Raw genomic sequence first — 17,463 nt, 5'->3', positions numbered from 1 at the left:
ACAATGAGCGATGATTTACAATGAATCTCAGTGGCTCATATCAATACTATTAACCTTATATGGTACAATCTTCAGCTTCTTAAAAACGCCTTATTAAAAATGCTGCGAGCCCTTTATCATGGAAAGCCTAGTCACCCTTGTTCTGGTATTAATGCCAATGTTTATTGGCTTTGCCATTCCGTCTAACCCTACTATGACAAAATTGGCCGACAAAGGTCTATCATACTTGGTATTTATTATCCTAGCGTTGATCGGTATTGAGCTGTCTCAGGTAGAAGGTCTAGGTAATCAGTTGGGTGAAATTGCCTTATATGTCACTGTATTATCGATACTGACGATTGGTTCAGGTTTATTTGGGCTGATGTTGTTCGATCATCTGCGCCCGTGGCATGCCAAAAAACCAAGCGTAAAATCTAAAGAGCATCGGGTGAGCATTCGAGGTAGCTTGGCGCAAGTGGTTTGTGTGGTGATCGGGATGGTGATTGGCTATTTCTTGCCTGCTGATTATATGCCGCCTGAAAACTCTATGACTGTCATGCTGATGATTTTGATTTTACTGGTCGGTATAGGCTTAAAAGGATCGGGCATCACCTTAAAAGAAGTACTACTGAATAAACGCGGCGTAGAAATGAGTGTCATCTTTACGCTAGCGGTATTGGCGGGTGGGCTTATCTTTGCACTACTATTTACTGATGTATCATGGACGAAAGGCTTAGCACTATCGTCAGGGTTTGGTTGGTACTCGCTATCAGCGATTGTCATGACCGATGCTTATGGCGCGGTTTGGGGTAGTGTCGCGTTGTTTAATGACTTGGTACGCGAGTTCTTTGCGTTAATCTTTATTCCGGTATTTATGCGCAAATACCCCTCCGCTGCGGTTGGGCTTGGCGGCGCGACCAGCTTAGACTTTACCTTGCCTATCATTCAGCAGTCAGGTGGTCTAAAAGTCGTGCCACTAGCGATTAGCTTTGGTTTCCTAATTAATATTGTCTCGCCAGTACTGATGGTGTTCTTTTCGGCATTGGGATAATAGCCATAACTCCAGTTTAAATCTAACGAGATTGCATCTCAATGACAAATGATTTGAAAGTGTTTTATTGGTAGATATTTGCATTGTCTCGACAATGCTGCTTAACCACTTCTAACCATCTTTCATACCAATACCATTGCTGCTCAATCTTTACGCCATATCCTTTTGAATTATTTTTTGTATCTAAAGATTGCCATAATTTTGTATGATGATGAATCGAGAAACCTGTAAATCCAGCATTATTCATTATCTCTTTGATCTTACTAGGTCGATATTTAACTTTCTCAGTCTCTTTTATTAACTGATACTCTGTATTTACCTTTGCAGCCAATGGATCATCTGGTTTTAAGAACTCAATTACTTTATCTGCTTGTCCTCTTTTATTAACAGTTTTGGGCACAAACAATATTCTATAAGCATACTTCGGACTGCCAAAATCTTCGTCTGAAACAGAGTCATCAAAGCGAGTTACATAACTTTTAATATTACTAGGTAAATCCTCAAACTCTGATAAAAGATCTTTTTGTTCCTCGGATATGCTTGAGAACTGTAAGCTAAATGATAAATGTTTTTCTATACCGAACTCTTTACCAAAAAACTTACAGATGTAGTAATTATAGTTTAAACAGCATGCCTGATATCTAGCACTCAAACTATCATCAATCCTAGACGTCATCTGATGCTCAATCTCATGACGTAAGCCTATTAAAAACTTTAAATTTAAGGCAGACTCTCTATCTATTGGGCTATTCGTATTATCTAAACATCGCTCAAGCTCCCAGTGTTTATATGCGCCATGTTTAGTTCTATCAAATATTTTACGTTGATTTGGCTTTTTATAATAACGATAATCAATATTTTTATCTTCATAATAAGCATGTAAAAGATACGTCCAACTAATTATGATTAAGACTGAAAATGCTTCCGACTTGAACGTAATATTAGGATTGTTAAATATCTGAACTGCCGCCAAAGCAGACTCTCTCGACTTTTTAACCAATTCGTATTTTTTCGTACCCTTTCTAAGAATACTCATCTTAAAATCCTTTTATTTTTCTAATCAAATACTGATGTATACAGCTTAGAAACATCAAGATAAACTTCATTCAACTCGTCATCTTTTCTCATCGAAAAGCTAAGTTCTTACTTATTACTCTTCTAGTTATTCAAGAAAAAGCACCCCTACACTCCACTCGCCTGCTTCGCAAATAAGCGCATCAATGGCTTGATTTTGCTGACGCGGTACATGCCTTCATTACGGATTTGCTGCACAGGACGCATTTGTGCAAGCGACCCTGCAAATAACCAGTTAAGCGCAGAAAAGCTGTGCATCATTAGACTATTATGCGGACGGCGCGAACGCTCATAATGACGTAACGTTTGATTACTGCCCCAAAGCGTACCGCCACTACGGGCAAAGTCATGCGCTAATTGCTCACATAAGACTTGCACGTCCAGCATACCGAGGTTCAACCCTTGGCCTGCCAGCGGATGTACGCCATGAGCAGCGTCACCGATGAGTACTAAATTGTCAGCGACGTAGCTTTTCGCTTGCTGTGCCGCTAATGGAAAACTAGCGATAGACTCAATCTGATTAATCGCACCCAGCTCGTAATTGCTAGCAGCCGCTAACTTATCAGCGATAAAACGATCTTCTTCCTCTATCAATGCCAACGCTTGATTGCGCGGCAATGTCCATACTATCGACTGCCAATGCTGCGGATTTGTCTTATCAACATCGGTTATATCAGCTAGCGGCAATAGTGCCAGTGTGCCCGTCGGTAGCATAGCTTGGCGTGCCGTTGCCTGATGCGGTTTCTCAGTCTGAATCGCACAGCAGATGGCAGTTTGATTATAATCAAGCGTATCTACGCCAATCCCTGCTTGCTGACGGACAAATGAACCGCGCCCATCAGCGCCAACTAATAGACGCGTATCAATCGCTTCGCCATTGTCCAGAGTGATACGGTAGCCTTGCTGCACCCCTAGCCAATCCATATTGACAACTTTATGACCAGCGATAAGGGTCAGATAGTCACTAACATCAGCTTCATGCAAGCGTTGCCATAATGCGTACTCGATAACAGCAGGCTCGACCATACTGCCTAATAATATAGGCTCATGAGTTTCACTACTATTATCCTCAGCGCCGCTATCTTCACTTTCGCCAAATAATAGCTCACCCATCCCATTGAGCTGCCATACCTGCATTTGCGAATAATCAGCCTTACGCTCAGAGCTAGCAATCTTTTGCCACGCGCCAATATCTTTAAGCAAATTAATACTAGCCATACTAAGTGCATAGACACGTGCATCACGTTTGCTAAGTACATGTTGCCAAGCTGACTCATCGCGCTCAGGACGGGCATCAATCAACGTCACTGACATTTTTGCTTGTGCCAACTTTAGAGCAAGCGTTGCCCCAACGATACCGCTACCGATGATCAACGTATGGTTTTTTTTCATAAGGTGTCTCTCAATATTGCTCAATATTAGAATGCTTATTATCAATCTTAATTACAGTTAGTTGATTCAGTTTAAAAGAGAGACAAGGCAACCGAGTGCAGATGTATAGGCAATACTTCAAGCGAGGTTAACGCTGTCACTCTTTTAAAGAAGATTAACTATAGCGCTATGATTTTAGACCCATCGCATAAGTGGCGACTAATGGCTTGATATTTGGCAATTTATCAAAAGCCAACAATGCCATATTTCGCGCCAGCTTAATCGCTGGGTTAGAATGCGTGAAGCCATGTACTACCGCATCACAAAAACGAATCACTCGCTTCTGGTCGGTTTGACGTGCTTTTTCATAATGCTTTAATAGCTGTGCATCACCGATATCTGCACCTTTAAGCACTTGTGCATTTAGCATTTGTGCCAGAACATGTGCATCTCTCATACAGAGATTAAACCCTTGACCAGCGACAGGATGTAAAGTGTGAGCGGCATTGCCCATAATGACGCAGCGCCCTTCTACCTGCTTATCCGCTAGTACGCGGGTCAATGGATAGGCGCCGCGGCGACCAGCAGCGGTGAACTTGCCAGCGCGTTGACCGAAGGCTTGCTGTAGCGTCTGCAAGAAATGGGCGTCGTCTTCTAAGTATCTGGTTTCTTCACCTGTTGGGCACACCCACACCACAGAGCGTCTGTAGCCGTGTTGATACTCATCATTGCCATCGCCCTTTGGATCAGTCAGTGGGAGCACGGCAAGCGGGCCAGCTGGACTGAAACGCTCAATCGCTGCATGCTCGTGTGGCGTATCTGTCTCTACTACGCCGACGATGGCCGTTTGCTGATAGTCATACGTCGTTGTACCGATATCTAGCAATTGGCGTACCGTAGAGTCGCGCCCATCACAGGCAACTAATACGCTAGCTTGCAGCTGCTGCTCGTTTTCGGCTTCATCGTTATAATTAAAGCTAAGTGTCACACTATCGGCTTGCTGCTGGACAGTCGTCACATTGGCATTATCTATCAAGGTAATTAATGGCGCTTGCTGTGCGGCTAATAAAAGTTTACGACCCAGCCAAGCGTTTTCGATGACTTGCCCAAATGACTCAACGCGCTCTTCTGCTTTATTCAGCTGCGCGCGCCCAAAGCTGCCTTGCTCACTAATCTGTACAGTGTCGATACGGCAGGCATGGCTCTGTAACTCATCCCACAGTCCAATCTCTTGATATATTTGTACCGTGCGCCGTGATAACGCCGTATTGCGACTGTCTAAATAATGGCTGCGAGTACTATCATCCGTTGGACTGATGGTTGGATAGCTGTTTTTTTCTAATAAGGTACTCGCAATACCGTGATGGGCCAATAGCAATGCAAAAGACAAACCAACATGACCACCACCCGCGATAAGCACTTGCTGGTCAGTTATCGCTTCTTTGTTTTTAGAGATGCTGTCGAACTTTTTAGGTATGTTGTCAGCATTGGATAAATATGAATCAGTATCTTGCATCGTTATTTTCCTATTATAATCTTTTGGACAAGCAATTTATTAATGATAGATAGCCACTCGTCACTGACTTTATTTTATAATTTTTATCATTTCACTACTGTTGTTAGATAGCTTACAGCAACCTATGGTATCGCCCATAGATTACCACAAATTGTCTATTATGCCGTGGTCTTAACCGTAGACAAATCGTTTCTCCACTCTCATCGTAAACGAGGTTTATTTTTATAAAAATCAAAAATATTAATATGATTAAAGCGCTATCACATGGTGGGTAGCGATGAATTATATAGAACTGATAGCAATATCAAATCGATCTATAGAAAATCGCTGTAGCAGTTGCAATCAGCATACAAAAACAGCGTTATCTATCTGATGTATGGCTTGAAATTTAAAAATTCTCTACCATAATGAAGGCAAGACTTTCATTACTTTCATTCACGACCTTCCACAAAAACAACAATAATATCGCCGTCATTTTTATCATCTACAATTTTTTACCACCTAAATACTGTAACGCCACTGACTATTTTATCTCTGCAACCCGTCACGCAATTAAAACCAAATCATAGCGTCGGGTACACAATAAAAGGATAATCGCTTGACTGATTCCATGAGCCGCCGTATAAAGTTTGAATCATTGACCCCAGCACAGCTAAAAACCGTGCTTGGTGAATACAACAATCACATGAAATATATCCAAGAACGCCTCGATATTAAAATCATGCAGCGCCAAGGCGATTTTTGCCTGAGTGGCGATGTGACCAATGTCGAACGCGGTGAACGTATTATCTACAAAATGGTAGATGAAGCACAGAACACCAAAGACATCAGTGCAGAAGAGCTGCATCTCATCATCCAATCTAGCCTCTCTCGTGATGAAGACATCGAAGAAGACGAGCAAGACCATGATGATATGGAATATGATGAAGATTTGGATGAGGCTAGCGAGTTTACGCCCATCAGTTTGCGTACGCGTAAGGGTCGCATCGTTCCGCGTGGGGGCAATCAACAGCGTTACGTAAAAAACGTCCTGAGCTCTGATGTGTCGTTTGGTATTGGGCCAGCTGGTACGGGTAAAACGTATCTAGCAGTAGCATGTGCCGTCGACATGCTTGAGCGTAATGAGATTGAGCGTATTTTGCTAGTGCGTCCAGCGGTAGAAGCTGGCGAAAAGCTGGGCTTCTTGCCAGGTGATTTGACCCAAAAAATCGACCCATACTTACGCCCATTATATGATGCGCTCTATGAGATGATAGGCTTTGAGAAAGTCGGTAAAATGATTGAGCGTCAGATTATCGAAGTGGCACCGCTGGCCTATATGCGCGGTCGTACTTTGAATAACTCGTTTGTCATTCTAGATGAAGCGCAAAACACCACGCCTGAACAGATGAAAATGTTTTTGACCCGCTTGGGCTTTGGCTCACGTGCCGTCATTACTGGGGATATTACTCAGGTCGATTTGCCACGTGGTCACAAGTCAGGCTTGGCACAAGCGATGGATATTCTAAAGGATATCGAAGAGATTCATATCACAAAGTTTGATTCAAAAGACGTCGTACGACATCAATTGGTACAACAAATTGTTGAAGCCTATGACGTATTTGATGAAGAGCAAATGGCTTTAGAAGAAAAACGTAAGTTTGAACGTATTAAAGAACAAGAGCGTAGACAAGCTGTCGCTAATGCAGCAGCCAATCTGTAATAATCAAGCTAATCACTGAATTACAGTCATTTGCTATAAGCATTTATCTTGCATAAGAAAACCGGATTACTAAAAGTAGTCCGGTTTTTTCTTACCGACAGTTTATTGAATTTAGCTCTTTCGCTACTAGTCGCCCACCAGTAACTTAGCTATAGTAGCCTTTATACATTTTATACATTGGTCTCTATTTATTAGCCAAAAATTTAGCGATAAGATAAACAGTGATTGAACTACTTTTATAGTAAAAAACTGGCAAATAAATCACCTAGACGATGCAGCATTAGAAACACATTTATAATAAAAAGGACAGCAATATGAGCCAACCTGACAATACTAATTTTGACGACAAGATCGCTAGCAACCATGCCAGCTTAGCAGCACTTGATATCAGTGCGACCGACAGTATTGATGACGAAGTATTAGATACTTTTTATAATCGCGAGCATTTACTAACAGTCATGATGGCGACTTTAGATTATATAAATGGTCGTATTAATAATGGTCTGACCCTACCCTATTTTGCAGATATTGATCCTGAGCTGTGGCAAGAAAAGTCTAAAACACTAGATATATATATCACTGATGACGTCGAAGGCCGTGCTTTAAATCTAGAAGCACGCGGCAAGGACTATGCGACCAACATTTTGTCTTATCCAAGCGAATTGCCTGCTGCCGTCATTGAGCTGATGCCAACATTGCCTCTTGGAGAGCTGATTATCTGTCATGAAGTGATGGTACGTGAAGCGGCTGAACAGGACAAAACCGTGGCGCAGCACATCAGCCATTTGCTAGTGCATGGCGTGCTACACCTACTGGGGTTTGATCATGAGCTCGGACAAGCTGAGCAAGATGAGATGGAGTACTTTGAAATTGAGATATTGGCAGGCCTAAACCTACCAAACCCTTATGTCTAAACTAGCACTGCTTTATTAAACAGCCTTCTAACTATTAGGCAGCTACTCATTAATCTTTAGTTAATGGTAGCTTTTGCGCTTGACCCATTTGGTTGATCATATGGTCTAAGCCTTTAACATGGACACTGCGCTGCGGGAATGGAATCTCGATTTTCTCATCATCTAAAGCTTGCTTGAATTGCTCCAATAGCTCGCATTGCATCGACCACCAGTCGGCATTGGTTGTCCAAACGTTTAAGGTAAGATCTACTGAGTTATCGCCTAGATTGGTCACTCGCACGATAGGCTCAGGATCAGTAAAAGCCAATGGGTTATTTCTTGCCAGACTTAACATCACGTCTTTAGCCGTTTTGATATCAGCATCATAGCCAATACCGACAGTGATATCGACGCGGCGATTGGGTAGCGCTGTATAATTGACCACAGGTGAAGTCGTGATATCGCTATTAGGAATGATGATATCGTGATTGTTAATGGTCGTCAGATGGGTATTAACCAAGGTAATCTCTGTCACTGTACCTGTGTAGCTACTAATCTGTACGTAATCGCCGCGTACAAACGGGCGAAACGTCACAATCATAATACCAGCGGCAAAATTTGATAACTGGTCTTTTAGTGACAAACCAACGGCAACAGCGGCACCACCTAAGATTGCGACGACCGACGTAGTCTGTACACCGACTTTGCTAAGTGCAGCTAAAATCACTACGACCAGTAGCACGCCATACAATAGGCGACTTAAAAAACTAGCAACTGTCTCATCCAGATGGCTACGCGTCATCAAGCGATCGGAAAAAGCGACTGCCTTTTTGGCAAGCCAACGTCCAACGATAAATATAAGTATTGCTAAAGCGACTTTAATGACCAACTCTAGGGCATTGCTCGTTAAGGTAGCGACATCGACGGTAAAACCTAAAAATTCCATACTGACTCTTTATTTTATAGCTGTGTGTTATGAACTTGGGTATCTGTAATGATAAAAAATGGTGCGTTAAGCATCATTCTTAACAGTTGTGTTTTCAGTGACATTTTTTCAGTAACTTTAATTTCAGTAGCTTTTTTCTTAGTGCTTGTCTTCTTAGCACCTATCTTCTTAGTGCATGAATACATTAACCTTAGTACGTTACTTCGACTGTATCACTATAGCGGTAAGTACGTATCAAGCGCAGCTCGACGATATCGTTCATGTCTTCGGTGAATTTACCAAAGGGTGCAGCTTGTCGTACCGACTGCTTGGCCGCTTCATCCAATATCGTAGAGTTCGAGCTTTCAAGCAGTCGAATGGCTTTGATATTGCCGTCGTTACTGATGATAACCATTAGCCGTACTTCACCCGTAATGCCTTGAGCACGCGCTTGTACGGGATAATGCAAGTTGCCCACTCGCTCGACATGCTCACGGAATGTATTGATATAGTCTGCTGCCGCACCCCGTGTGGTCGAATTACTATCCATCGTCACGACTTTGGATTTGGTTGCGTAGACCTGCTGACGCTGAGATAGCTGAGCTTCTAAGGTGGCAATCTGCTTACGTAGCCGCTCTTCTTGCGCCATTGCATCATCTTGCGCTTGCTCGCTGTCATTATCCGACTCTACAGTGGCCTGACGCCAACTTAACGTCGTACGCAGATAACTCTCTTGATAACGCTGCTGACGTACTTTACGCTGTAAATTAACGATGTCTTGAGTCTCACTCATTTGCTCAGCAGACATTGCACTTAGCTGATTGTTCTCTTGTCTGAGCTGCTCTTCTATTGTACCGCCGCCCTCTTGTGAAGCATTGGCAATAAAGTGTGCATCTTCATTGGGCTGCATATTGTCGGTCAGCGCCTTTGCCACATCTTGCATCATAGCAGCTGGGTCTTTTCCCATAGAAAAGCTAATTCCGAAAATAATCAGCACATGAACAGCCACTGCAATAACAATAGCAACAGGCAAGCTTATATCGCGCTTGGGCGCTTGCGCGGAAAAATGATAGCTCTGTGAGTCTTTTATATAGGCCACAATGAATCTCAGCTTGTGAGCACATCAGTACAAAGCACTATTTAACAAGTGTTGTAACGATGGGCATGATTTATACTGGCGCTATCATAACATGACATAGAATTATGTCGCCAGTATAAGCACTGAGACGGCATTTTGACATTTGCCATACAGTATTGGTAACCTTATCCGCTGATTGAAAAACATGCATTTGAGAATATATAAGGCAGACGAAACACTGTCTATACCAAATGAATTGCTATAAAACGCATGTGTTCATTTTGAAGCCACTGTATTTGTTATATACTGCTTTAGCATAATAGCATTAGTAGCACGATACTTTGCAACAATCAGAACTGTGCATCGTGTTGATTAGGCACGGCAGATTATCGAGCAGCACAGTAAGTGCGGATTTACTGTTCACTAGTATCAGAGGTCAGTTTTTCGCTTTTGCTACCTATCAGTATAAAAATTACTAATGGTCGTAGATATTCAGAAATTATATATGATTAGCTTTCGTTTAAATCAATGATAGCCTGCAAAGTTTGTTTAGCCATTTTTACGTCACCGATTGAATGACGCGCCCTATAAGGATAATAAGTTTGAGTGACTTTGATAACGTGAATAATTCAGACAATTTTGATGAGTTCTTCGAGAGTATTGGCTATCGTTTTGACGAGTCATTCGGCAGTGGTTGGGAGCGTATCGCCCAATCGGTTAAAGATATCTATAATAAGACGACGGACAAGTTCGAAGATGAGTTGTCATTGCCAGTGGCACAGACTTACGTTAATGATGCACTACAAAAATTCGTCACCGACAATGTAAAAGCCATTTTAGAGCTACGTGTCGAGATGCATGAGGATTGGTTTCGTTTGTACTGCACTGTCAATGCAGGCGGCATCTATGCCGAGGTGGCAAGTAACTTTAGCTTAGTTCACGTCCAACTCGATCGCAATGTGCAGCGCTTTGTGTTTGGTCAGCAAACTTATACCGATATATTAAATCTGCGCTGCGAATCTTTCGTGAAACGCCAAGGCGTCAAACTGGCGGTTTGGTTTTATCATAGCGTCCTCAAAAAAGACCCTTTAGGCTTTATTCTGTCGTACGTCAATATTGCTCGCGCAAAAGACGAAGTGATTTATCTCGATATCCATCGTTGGTTAAAAAACAACAAAAAAATTATGAGTACCTTGTATAAGGTGCAGATAAATTATGGCGAGCTAGAAGAAGAGCAAATGATTTTGAAGGCTCAAATCAACTATCGTGATTTACTGGCGGCCAGCAGTAACGAAGATATCATCGGTGATGATGATGATCCTGAATTGATGCAAGGCCCTATTAACCCTGTAGACGATGCGACTGAGCCAAGTCAAGAGTAAGTCGCTAATGTTTTATCCCATAAAAAAACGCTGCATCTTAAAGGTTATTGGCCTTATAGATACAGCGTTTTTTTATTAAAGTCGATAACTACCAGTAGTTCTCTACGGCAATATTACCCTCACCGCGACGATTCATTACCAGTCCCAATGTCTTTAATGCTTCTTTGGTATCTTCTACCATATCTGGATTACCGCATAGCATGACATGCGTACTATCAATATCTAATGCGATACCTGCGCGCGCTTGTAACGTACCCTCTAGCAGTAGCTTCGGCAGACGTTCTGACAATGCACCTTCGACAGGCTCACGAGTGACGATTGGGATAAAGATAAGCTTTGCTGGATTATCAACCAGCGTGCCGAAGTCTTCTTGTAGGCTTTCGATTTTCTCAACGTAAGCAAGTTCATCGAGCGAGCGGGCACTATAAGCCAATACAATGTGCTCGTAATCTTCCCATGTCTTTAAATCTTGTAGCATCGACAAAAACGGTGCTAAACCAGTCCCTGTTGCTAGCAGCCATAAATCTTTTGGCAATGGTTTTTGGTAACGTGCTAAAGTCAAAAACCCAAATGGCATGGTATTAAGCAGTAGCTCATCACCCACTTGTAAATGCTGCAATTGCGAGGTAAATGCACCATCCGGTATCACAATAGAGAAGAACTCTATCACCTCATCAAACGGTGAAGAGACAATCGAATACGCGCGAAAGACATCTTCATTCAATGCGGTATCAGCAGTTTCATCACTTGCACCAGTCTGTTGATAATACTTTAATTGACTAGGATTGACGCCCAAGCGTACAAACTGCCCCGCTGTAAACTTAAAACTATCGGGACGGCTGACGGTAAAGCTAAATAAATTTGGCGTCCATGTAGTTTTACTGAGCACCGTTACTGTTTGGATATTATCACTCATAATTATTCGTCACTTATACTTTATTAAACTGTATTTTTATAAGATACCTTTTATAGGCAAAAAATACATAACCATTAAAAGGTAAGCATAAAAAAAGATGCGCCAAGCTTATCATAAAGCTGGCGCATCTTGGTTTTTTAACCGTAACAACAGATAGATCGCAGCGACTTATCTGTTGTATTGACTCAGCGGCATTACCAAATGCGAGCCAAACTTGCCCACTCAATCATACTATTTGGCAAGATACCAAAGAATAGAATAATCGCCGTCACAGCAATGACCATGATACCACCAGTACGAATACCCCATTGTCCAGACACGTCAAACTCGATGAACTGCTTAGGACGTTTGAACAGCGTGAGTAACACACGTAAGTAGTAGAATAGACCAATCGCACTACCCAAGATAATCATCGCAGCCAAGAACCAGTTGGTGCCTTGTACCGCAGCTAAGATAGCAAATAGCTTAGTGATAAAGCCTGCCGTCAACGGAATACCAGCCAATGACAACATCATGATAGTCATCACAGCAGTCAATACTGGACGACGCCAGAATAGCCCTTGATAATGCGTCAGCTCATTGGCTTCACCAGATAAGCGATACGGACTCGACATCAATGTCACTACACCAAAGGCACCGATAGAGGTAAAGGCATAAACCGCCATATACATACTAGAGATACTATCAGCGGCTGAGCCAATGCTGACAATCACGATCATCACATAACCCATATGGGCTATAGATGAGTAACCGAGTAGACGTTTCAGGCTAGTTTGACGTACTGCCAACAAGTTACCTACCAGGATAGATAACGTTGCCATCACCATCAATAGCATTTGCACTGATGGCAATGCTAGCAAAGCAGTATCGATTAAGAAACGCACGGCTAGTGCCATCATCGCCACTTTTGATACGGATGCTAAAAAGGTAGCGATAGGCGCTGGTGCACCTTCATAAACATCTGGCGTCCACATATGGAAAGGAGCAGCCGAGAGTTTAAAGGCGATACCAAACATCATCATTGCCGCGCCTAATATCAGTAGTGGCGACTCAAAGATATTGCCTAGCACCATGCTGATTGGCTTAAATGCTAGTGAGCCTACTTCTGCATAGATAAAGGCCATACCCATTAGCAATGTCGCTGATGCAGTCGCCGACAATACCAAATACTTCAATCCCGACTCAAGCGACTGGTTGCGCATGTAAGTATAAGCAAGCAAACCATATAGCGGTACTGATAGCATCTCTAGGCTCATAAAAAATGACGCCATATGCTGCGCGCTTACCATGAGTAGTGCACCAATGGTCGATAGCAGCATGAGTAAATACAGCTCTTCTTTGTTATCTTTGAGATTAGCCAGATACGCATAAGACAGCGTACAACAAGCCAAGGCACAGATAAAAATCACCACCATATTAAACTGAGCAAAGTTATCTATAACAAATAGTTGCTCAGCGTTTGGCGCGATAGATCCGCTGTCAATCACACCGATCATCTGACCGATCAGGGTAAATAGACCAATGTTTAAGCCTGCCACTGTAATCGTACCAGTGACCATGTGCGAGCGTTTAAAGGTAATCGCGATCATAACCGTCAGTACCGTAATCACTACGGCGATAATCGGCGCGTAAGGCAACAATCCTATCAAATCATTCATCGTAATATCATTCATGACTTAACGTGCCTCCATTACATCAAGCAGCTGCGACGCATCTACCTGTGTCACTTGACTGTATATATATGCGTTATTGATCCACTGCATAGCGTGACTTGAGGTATCAAGGAACGGCTGTGGGTACAGTCCGAGCCATACCAAACCAGCAGCTAATATCAGTAGTAATGACAGCTCGCGCTTGCCCAAATCTTTTAGTTTACGTGCAGGTAAGCCATGTGACTTAGTCTCTCGCTCTGCCAATGCAGCGATGTTGTTTTCACCAAATAACGCGCGATGAATCAAAATCAGTGAATAAAGACCTGCTAATACCAAACTGAATGTTGCAAAAATCACAAACACTGGGTACTGAGCAAATGAGCCAAATAAAATCATGAACTCGCCAATGAAGTTACCCGTACCAGGAATACCGAGCAACGCAGCACAGAAGAACATCAGTATCGGTGCGTAGTAGCGGAACTGTCCCCACATACCACCCATCAAGGTCAAATCGCGTGTATGCAGACGCTCATATAGCTGTCCTGCCATAATGAATAGTGCGGCTGAGCTCAAGCCATGAGCAAGCATCTGAATCATTAGACCTTGTAAGCTGAGCAATGTACCAGCATAGATTGCCAGTACCACAAAGCCCATATGCGAGATACTGGTATAGGCCAGCAAACGCTTCATATCGGTCTGCATAAACGCAAGCCAAGCACCATAGAAGATACCAATCGTACCTAGGGTAATCGCTATCGGTGCAAACTCTTGTGATGCTGCTGGAAATAGCGGCAACACAAAACGAATCAAACCATATGCAGCGGTCTTGATGAGCACCCCTGCCAAATCCACCGAACCTGCTGTTGGTGCCTGCGCATGCGCATCTGGCAACCAGCCGTGGAAAGGAATGATTGGCAACTTCACCGCAAAGCCAATGAAGAAGCACAGCATGATTGGATATTCCCAGCCGCCAAGTGACGTACCGAGCAAGTCATTATAGTTAAAGCTCACTACCCCTTTTTGGGCGTAGCTGATAATGACCAATACCAAAATACCGATGAGCATGATAAGCCCAGACGCTTGGGTATAGATAAAGAACTTGGTTGCAGCGTATTCTTTGGTTTTGCCAACCACATCATGACCCCAAATGGCGATCAAGAAGTAGATAGGAACCAGCATCATCTCCCAAAAGAAGAAGAATAAGAACAAGTCAATCGCTAAGAAAACACCAATAACGCCGCCCAAACTCCATAGCAAGTTCAAATGGAAAAAACCAACACGGCGCTGAATCTCATTCCACGAACAAGCAACGGCTGCCACACCAAGCAACCCTGTTAAGGCCACCATCATCAATGACAAACCATCTAGCGCTAAGTGAAAGCTAATACCGAAACTTGGTATCCACGGCACACTAAATTCTGCTACCCAAGGCACGGCAGCATCTGGCGCAATGACCTGCTTACTCATACCGCTAAAATCACCTTGCTGCCAAAGCACCAATGACAAAGCAAAGGTCAACGTCATACCGATCAAGGCAATCCAGCGCGGCAGACGTTTATTAAATCGCTCTACCACCCAGCATAGCAATCCTGCAATAAAAGGAATTGCAATTAATGCTGGTAGCATCCACGTTTGTTGTAACTCAATCATCTTTACACCACCGTCATCATTACCAGCACCAGCAATACAGCCATACCCAAGCCAAAGCTTGTGGCATAACCTCGAAGAGACCCTGTTTGCGTCGCAGACAATACTTTATTACCTGCTGAGGCCAGCTTAGGTAACAGCAACCACGTTTTATCGATAGGGTCGGCTTTAAGTAAGCGGCCGATGAATAAAAAGGGTTTTACAAAAATTACATCATATAGCGCGTCGAAACCTAGGCCATGATAACACCAGTGATATAGCGCCCCACCAATACGTGAGCGCTTAAAGCTAGTGAGCAAGCGACCTTTGTTGACGACATACAATAGTGCGGCCAATATCAAACCTGCTGCCATGGCACCCATCGCGATATACTCTGCGGTATGTTTAGCATGCGCTTGACCAGCAACTTCTAATAGATGGCCAACGCTCTCTGGCAATACACCATCTAATGGCGGTGTAATCCAAGCACCAACTGCTGTAGATAGCACTAGCAACACGGTTAAAGGCAACCAATACGACACACCTGATAGCTTATGAGCATGGGTTTTCTCTTCACCAAAGAAGATAATCCAAATCATACGGAACGTATAAATGGCCGTTAAGAACGCACCAAATACACCCATATAGAATAGTACTAAGTGACCTGTGGCATAAGTTTCCCAAAGAATCGCTTCTTTAGAATAAAAACCAACGGTAACCCAAGGTATGGCAGCGAGTGCACCGCCACCGACGATATAACACCAAAATACCAATGGGATCTTTTTGCGCAGACCACCCATCTTAAAGATATCTTGCTCGTGATGTACCGCAAGGATGACCGCACCTGATGATAAGAACAGCAATGCTTTAAAGAAAGCATGGGTCATTAGATGGAAGATTGCCCCTTGCCATGCGCCCACGCCAAGTGCTAAGAACATATAGCCAATTTGACTCATGGTCGAATACGCAAGAATACGTTTGATGTCTGTTTGCGCGAGTGCACAGAACCCAGCAACGACCAACGTCAATGCCCCTACGCCGCCTACCCAATACAATAAGATACCTGGGGTCAGCTCAAACAATGGATGTAAACGGGCAATCAAATAAACCCCTGCCGTGACCATCGTTGCAGCGTGAATCAATGCCGATACTGGTGTTGGGCCTGCCATCGCATCAGCAAGCCATGTATGTAGTGGCAACTGCGCTGATTTACCCATCGCGCCGCCGACCAACATCATGGTGGTAAGCATCATCGTTGGATTATTAATATCAAACACTTCTGGCGCGCGCGTAATAATTTCTTGAATATTGAGCGTGCCGAATTCGCGGAATAATAGAAACAAACCAAAGGCTAAGAATACATCACCGACACGCGTGACGGTAAAGGCTTTCATCGCAGCACGGCCGTTGGCTCTGTCATGGTAATAATAACCAATCAATAGGTACGAACAGATACCCACGCCTTCCCAACCGAGATATAGCAAGAACAGATCATCTGCGAGTACCAGTAACAACATACTGGCCACGAACAAGTTCATATAGCTAAAGAAACGAGCAAAGCCAGTGTCGCCTTTCATATACCAAGAGGCAAATAGATGAATTAAAAAGCCAATCCCAGTGATAACACCTGTCATGGTCAATGCAAGACCATCAAAGCTCAAACCGAAATGTGGGGCAAAATCGCCAACTTGGAACCACGTCCATAGCGGAACGTCAATTACCGTTCCAGTTGGATTGGTGGTCAAAAAGGTATAGCTAACCACTAGCGTGCATAGTGCTGATAACAGCATGCTACCCACGCCAACAATCGCTGCGACCATCTCTGATAATTTGTCGCGCATAAAGGCTAAAATCAAAAAGCCAATGAGCGGGAATATAAAGGTTAATGGTAATAAACTCATGACATCATCCTTTCATCTCATTGGCGCTATCGACATCGAGATGCCCACGCTGATGATAAAAACGCAATAATATTGCCAGACCAATTGACGCTTCAGCCGCAGCCAAGGTCAAAATAAAGATAAACATAATCTGTCCGTCTGGATCGACCCAGCGACTACCTGCCACTACAAATGCCAATGCTGCCGCATTCATCATGATCTCAAGACTCATTAGCATAAATAGGAAGTTACGTCGTACCATGACGCCGCACAGACCGATAGCAAATAAAATACCTGCCAAAATCAGTCCATGGCTCATGGGTATCATACCCAGTACATTTTGCGCCTCAGCAACTGGCTGTACTAAGCCTGCCACCTCGTGGGCAAACGGCACGTTTGACACATCTTGTGCCACGCT

Annotated in this window: 14 protein-coding genes; 4 read left to right on the top strand and 10 right to left on the bottom strand. The window is 43.4% G+C overall.

Translation table 11 applies throughout. The features are described from left to right. The first annotated feature begins 118 nt into the window (after positions 1 to 118). Positions 119 to 1,030, top strand: coding sequence for a lysine exporter LysO family protein (locus HCZ91_RS05840; protein ID WP_102092960.1), 912 nt, complete (start codon positions 119 to 121; stop codon positions 1,028 to 1,030). A 64-nt stretch (positions 1,031 to 1,094) separates the two neighbouring features. Here the strand turns inward: HCZ91_RS05840 and HCZ91_RS05835 are convergent, their stop codons facing one another. The 3 genes from HCZ91_RS05835 to HCZ91_RS05825 all read right to left on the bottom strand — a co-directional run bounded on the left by HCZ91_RS05835 (position 1,095) and on the right by HCZ91_RS05825 (position 4,991). Continuing rightward, complete coding sequence (locus HCZ91_RS05835; protein ID WP_179798646.1) at positions 1,095 to 2,066, bottom strand: DUF3644 domain-containing protein; 972 nt, start codon at positions 2,064 to 2,066, stop codon at positions 1,095 to 1,097. Between the two features lie 146 nt (positions 2,067 to 2,212). After that, complete coding sequence (locus HCZ91_RS05830) at positions 2,213 to 3,496, bottom strand: FAD-dependent monooxygenase (RefSeq protein ID WP_179798645.1); 1,284 nt, start codon at positions 3,494 to 3,496, stop codon at positions 2,213 to 2,215. Between the two features lie 166 nt (positions 3,497 to 3,662). Further along, positions 3,663 to 4,991, bottom strand: coding sequence for an FAD-dependent monooxygenase (locus HCZ91_RS05825; RefSeq protein ID WP_179798644.1), 1,329 nt, complete (start codon positions 4,989 to 4,991; stop codon positions 3,663 to 3,665). 598 nt (positions 4,992 to 5,589) lie between these two features. Between HCZ91_RS05825 and HCZ91_RS05820 the strand changes: the two genes are divergently transcribed. Together HCZ91_RS05820 and ybeY are read left to right on the top strand one after the other, a co-directional pair. Continuing rightward, complete coding sequence (locus tag HCZ91_RS05820; protein WP_179798643.1) at positions 5,590 to 6,693, top strand: PhoH family protein; 1,104 nt, start codon at positions 5,590 to 5,592, stop codon at positions 6,691 to 6,693. 314 nt (positions 6,694 to 7,007) lie between these two features. Beyond that, the gene (gene ybeY / locus HCZ91_RS05815; protein ID WP_179798642.1) at positions 7,008 to 7,607 is read left to right on the top strand and encodes an rRNA maturation RNase YbeY; all 600 of its coding nucleotides are present in this window, start codon (positions 7,008 to 7,010) and stop codon (positions 7,605 to 7,607) included. A 49-nt stretch (positions 7,608 to 7,656) separates the two neighbouring features. Here ybeY and HCZ91_RS05810 read toward each other — a convergent pair whose 3' ends face one another. Together HCZ91_RS05810 and HCZ91_RS05805 are read right to left on the bottom strand one after the other, a co-directional pair. Continuing rightward, positions 7,657 to 8,532 carry a mechanosensitive ion channel domain-containing protein gene (locus HCZ91_RS05810; protein WP_101206253.1) on the bottom strand — a complete coding sequence of 292 codons (876 nt, stop codon included), beginning with the start codon at positions 8,530 to 8,532 and terminating at the stop codon, positions 7,657 to 7,659. 190 nt (positions 8,533 to 8,722) lie between these two features. After that, complete coding sequence (locus tag HCZ91_RS05805; protein ID WP_165597462.1) at positions 8,723 to 9,610, bottom strand: TonB family protein; 888 nt, start codon at positions 9,608 to 9,610, stop codon at positions 8,723 to 8,725. A 581-nt stretch (positions 9,611 to 10,191) separates the two neighbouring features. Between HCZ91_RS05805 and HCZ91_RS05800 the strand changes: the two genes are divergently transcribed. Continuing rightward, positions 10,192 to 10,971, top strand: coding sequence for a hypothetical protein (locus tag HCZ91_RS05800; RefSeq protein WP_257019985.1), 780 nt, complete (start codon positions 10,192 to 10,194; stop codon positions 10,969 to 10,971). Between the two features lie 88 nt (positions 10,972 to 11,059). Here HCZ91_RS05800 and HCZ91_RS05795 read toward each other — a convergent pair whose 3' ends face one another. The 5 genes from HCZ91_RS05795 to nuoK all read right to left on the bottom strand — a co-directional run bounded on the left by HCZ91_RS05795 (position 11,060) and on the right by nuoK (position 17,379). Then, a complete protein-coding gene (locus tag HCZ91_RS05795; protein WP_179798640.1) occupies positions 11,060 to 11,887 on the bottom strand; it encodes a ferredoxin--NADP reductase in 828 nt (275 codons plus the stop codon). Between the two features lie 194 nt (positions 11,888 to 12,081). Beyond that, a complete protein-coding gene (locus HCZ91_RS05790) occupies positions 12,082 to 13,560 on the bottom strand; it encodes an NADH-quinone oxidoreductase subunit N (RefSeq protein WP_179798639.1) in 1,479 nt (492 codons plus the stop codon). Between the two features lie 3 nt (positions 13,561 to 13,563). Beyond that, on the bottom strand, positions 13,564 to 15,189 hold the full coding sequence (gene nuoM / locus HCZ91_RS05785) for an NADH-quinone oxidoreductase subunit M (RefSeq protein WP_179798638.1): 1,626 nt from the start codon (positions 15,187 to 15,189) through the stop codon (positions 13,564 to 13,566). A 2-nt stretch (positions 15,190 to 15,191) separates the two neighbouring features. Next, positions 15,192 to 17,066, bottom strand: a complete 1,875-nt coding sequence (nuoL, locus tag HCZ91_RS05780) for an NADH-quinone oxidoreductase subunit L (protein WP_179798637.1) — start codon at positions 17,064 to 17,066, stop codon at positions 15,192 to 15,194. Positions 17,067 to 17,070: 4 nt separating this feature from the next. Next, positions 17,071 to 17,379 (bottom strand): NADH-quinone oxidoreductase subunit NuoK, encoded by a 309-nt coding sequence (nuoK, locus tag HCZ91_RS05775; protein ID WP_025653102.1) that lies wholly within the window; start codon positions 17,377 to 17,379, stop codon positions 17,071 to 17,073. Positions 17,380 to 17,463: the final 84 nt, after the last annotated feature.

Source organism: Psychrobacter sp. BI730 (genome assembly GCF_013414195.1).
Lineage (GTDB): Bacteria > Pseudomonadota > Gammaproteobacteria > Pseudomonadales > Moraxellaceae > Psychrobacter.
This window is presented reverse-complemented; position numbering and strand designations above follow the sequence as displayed.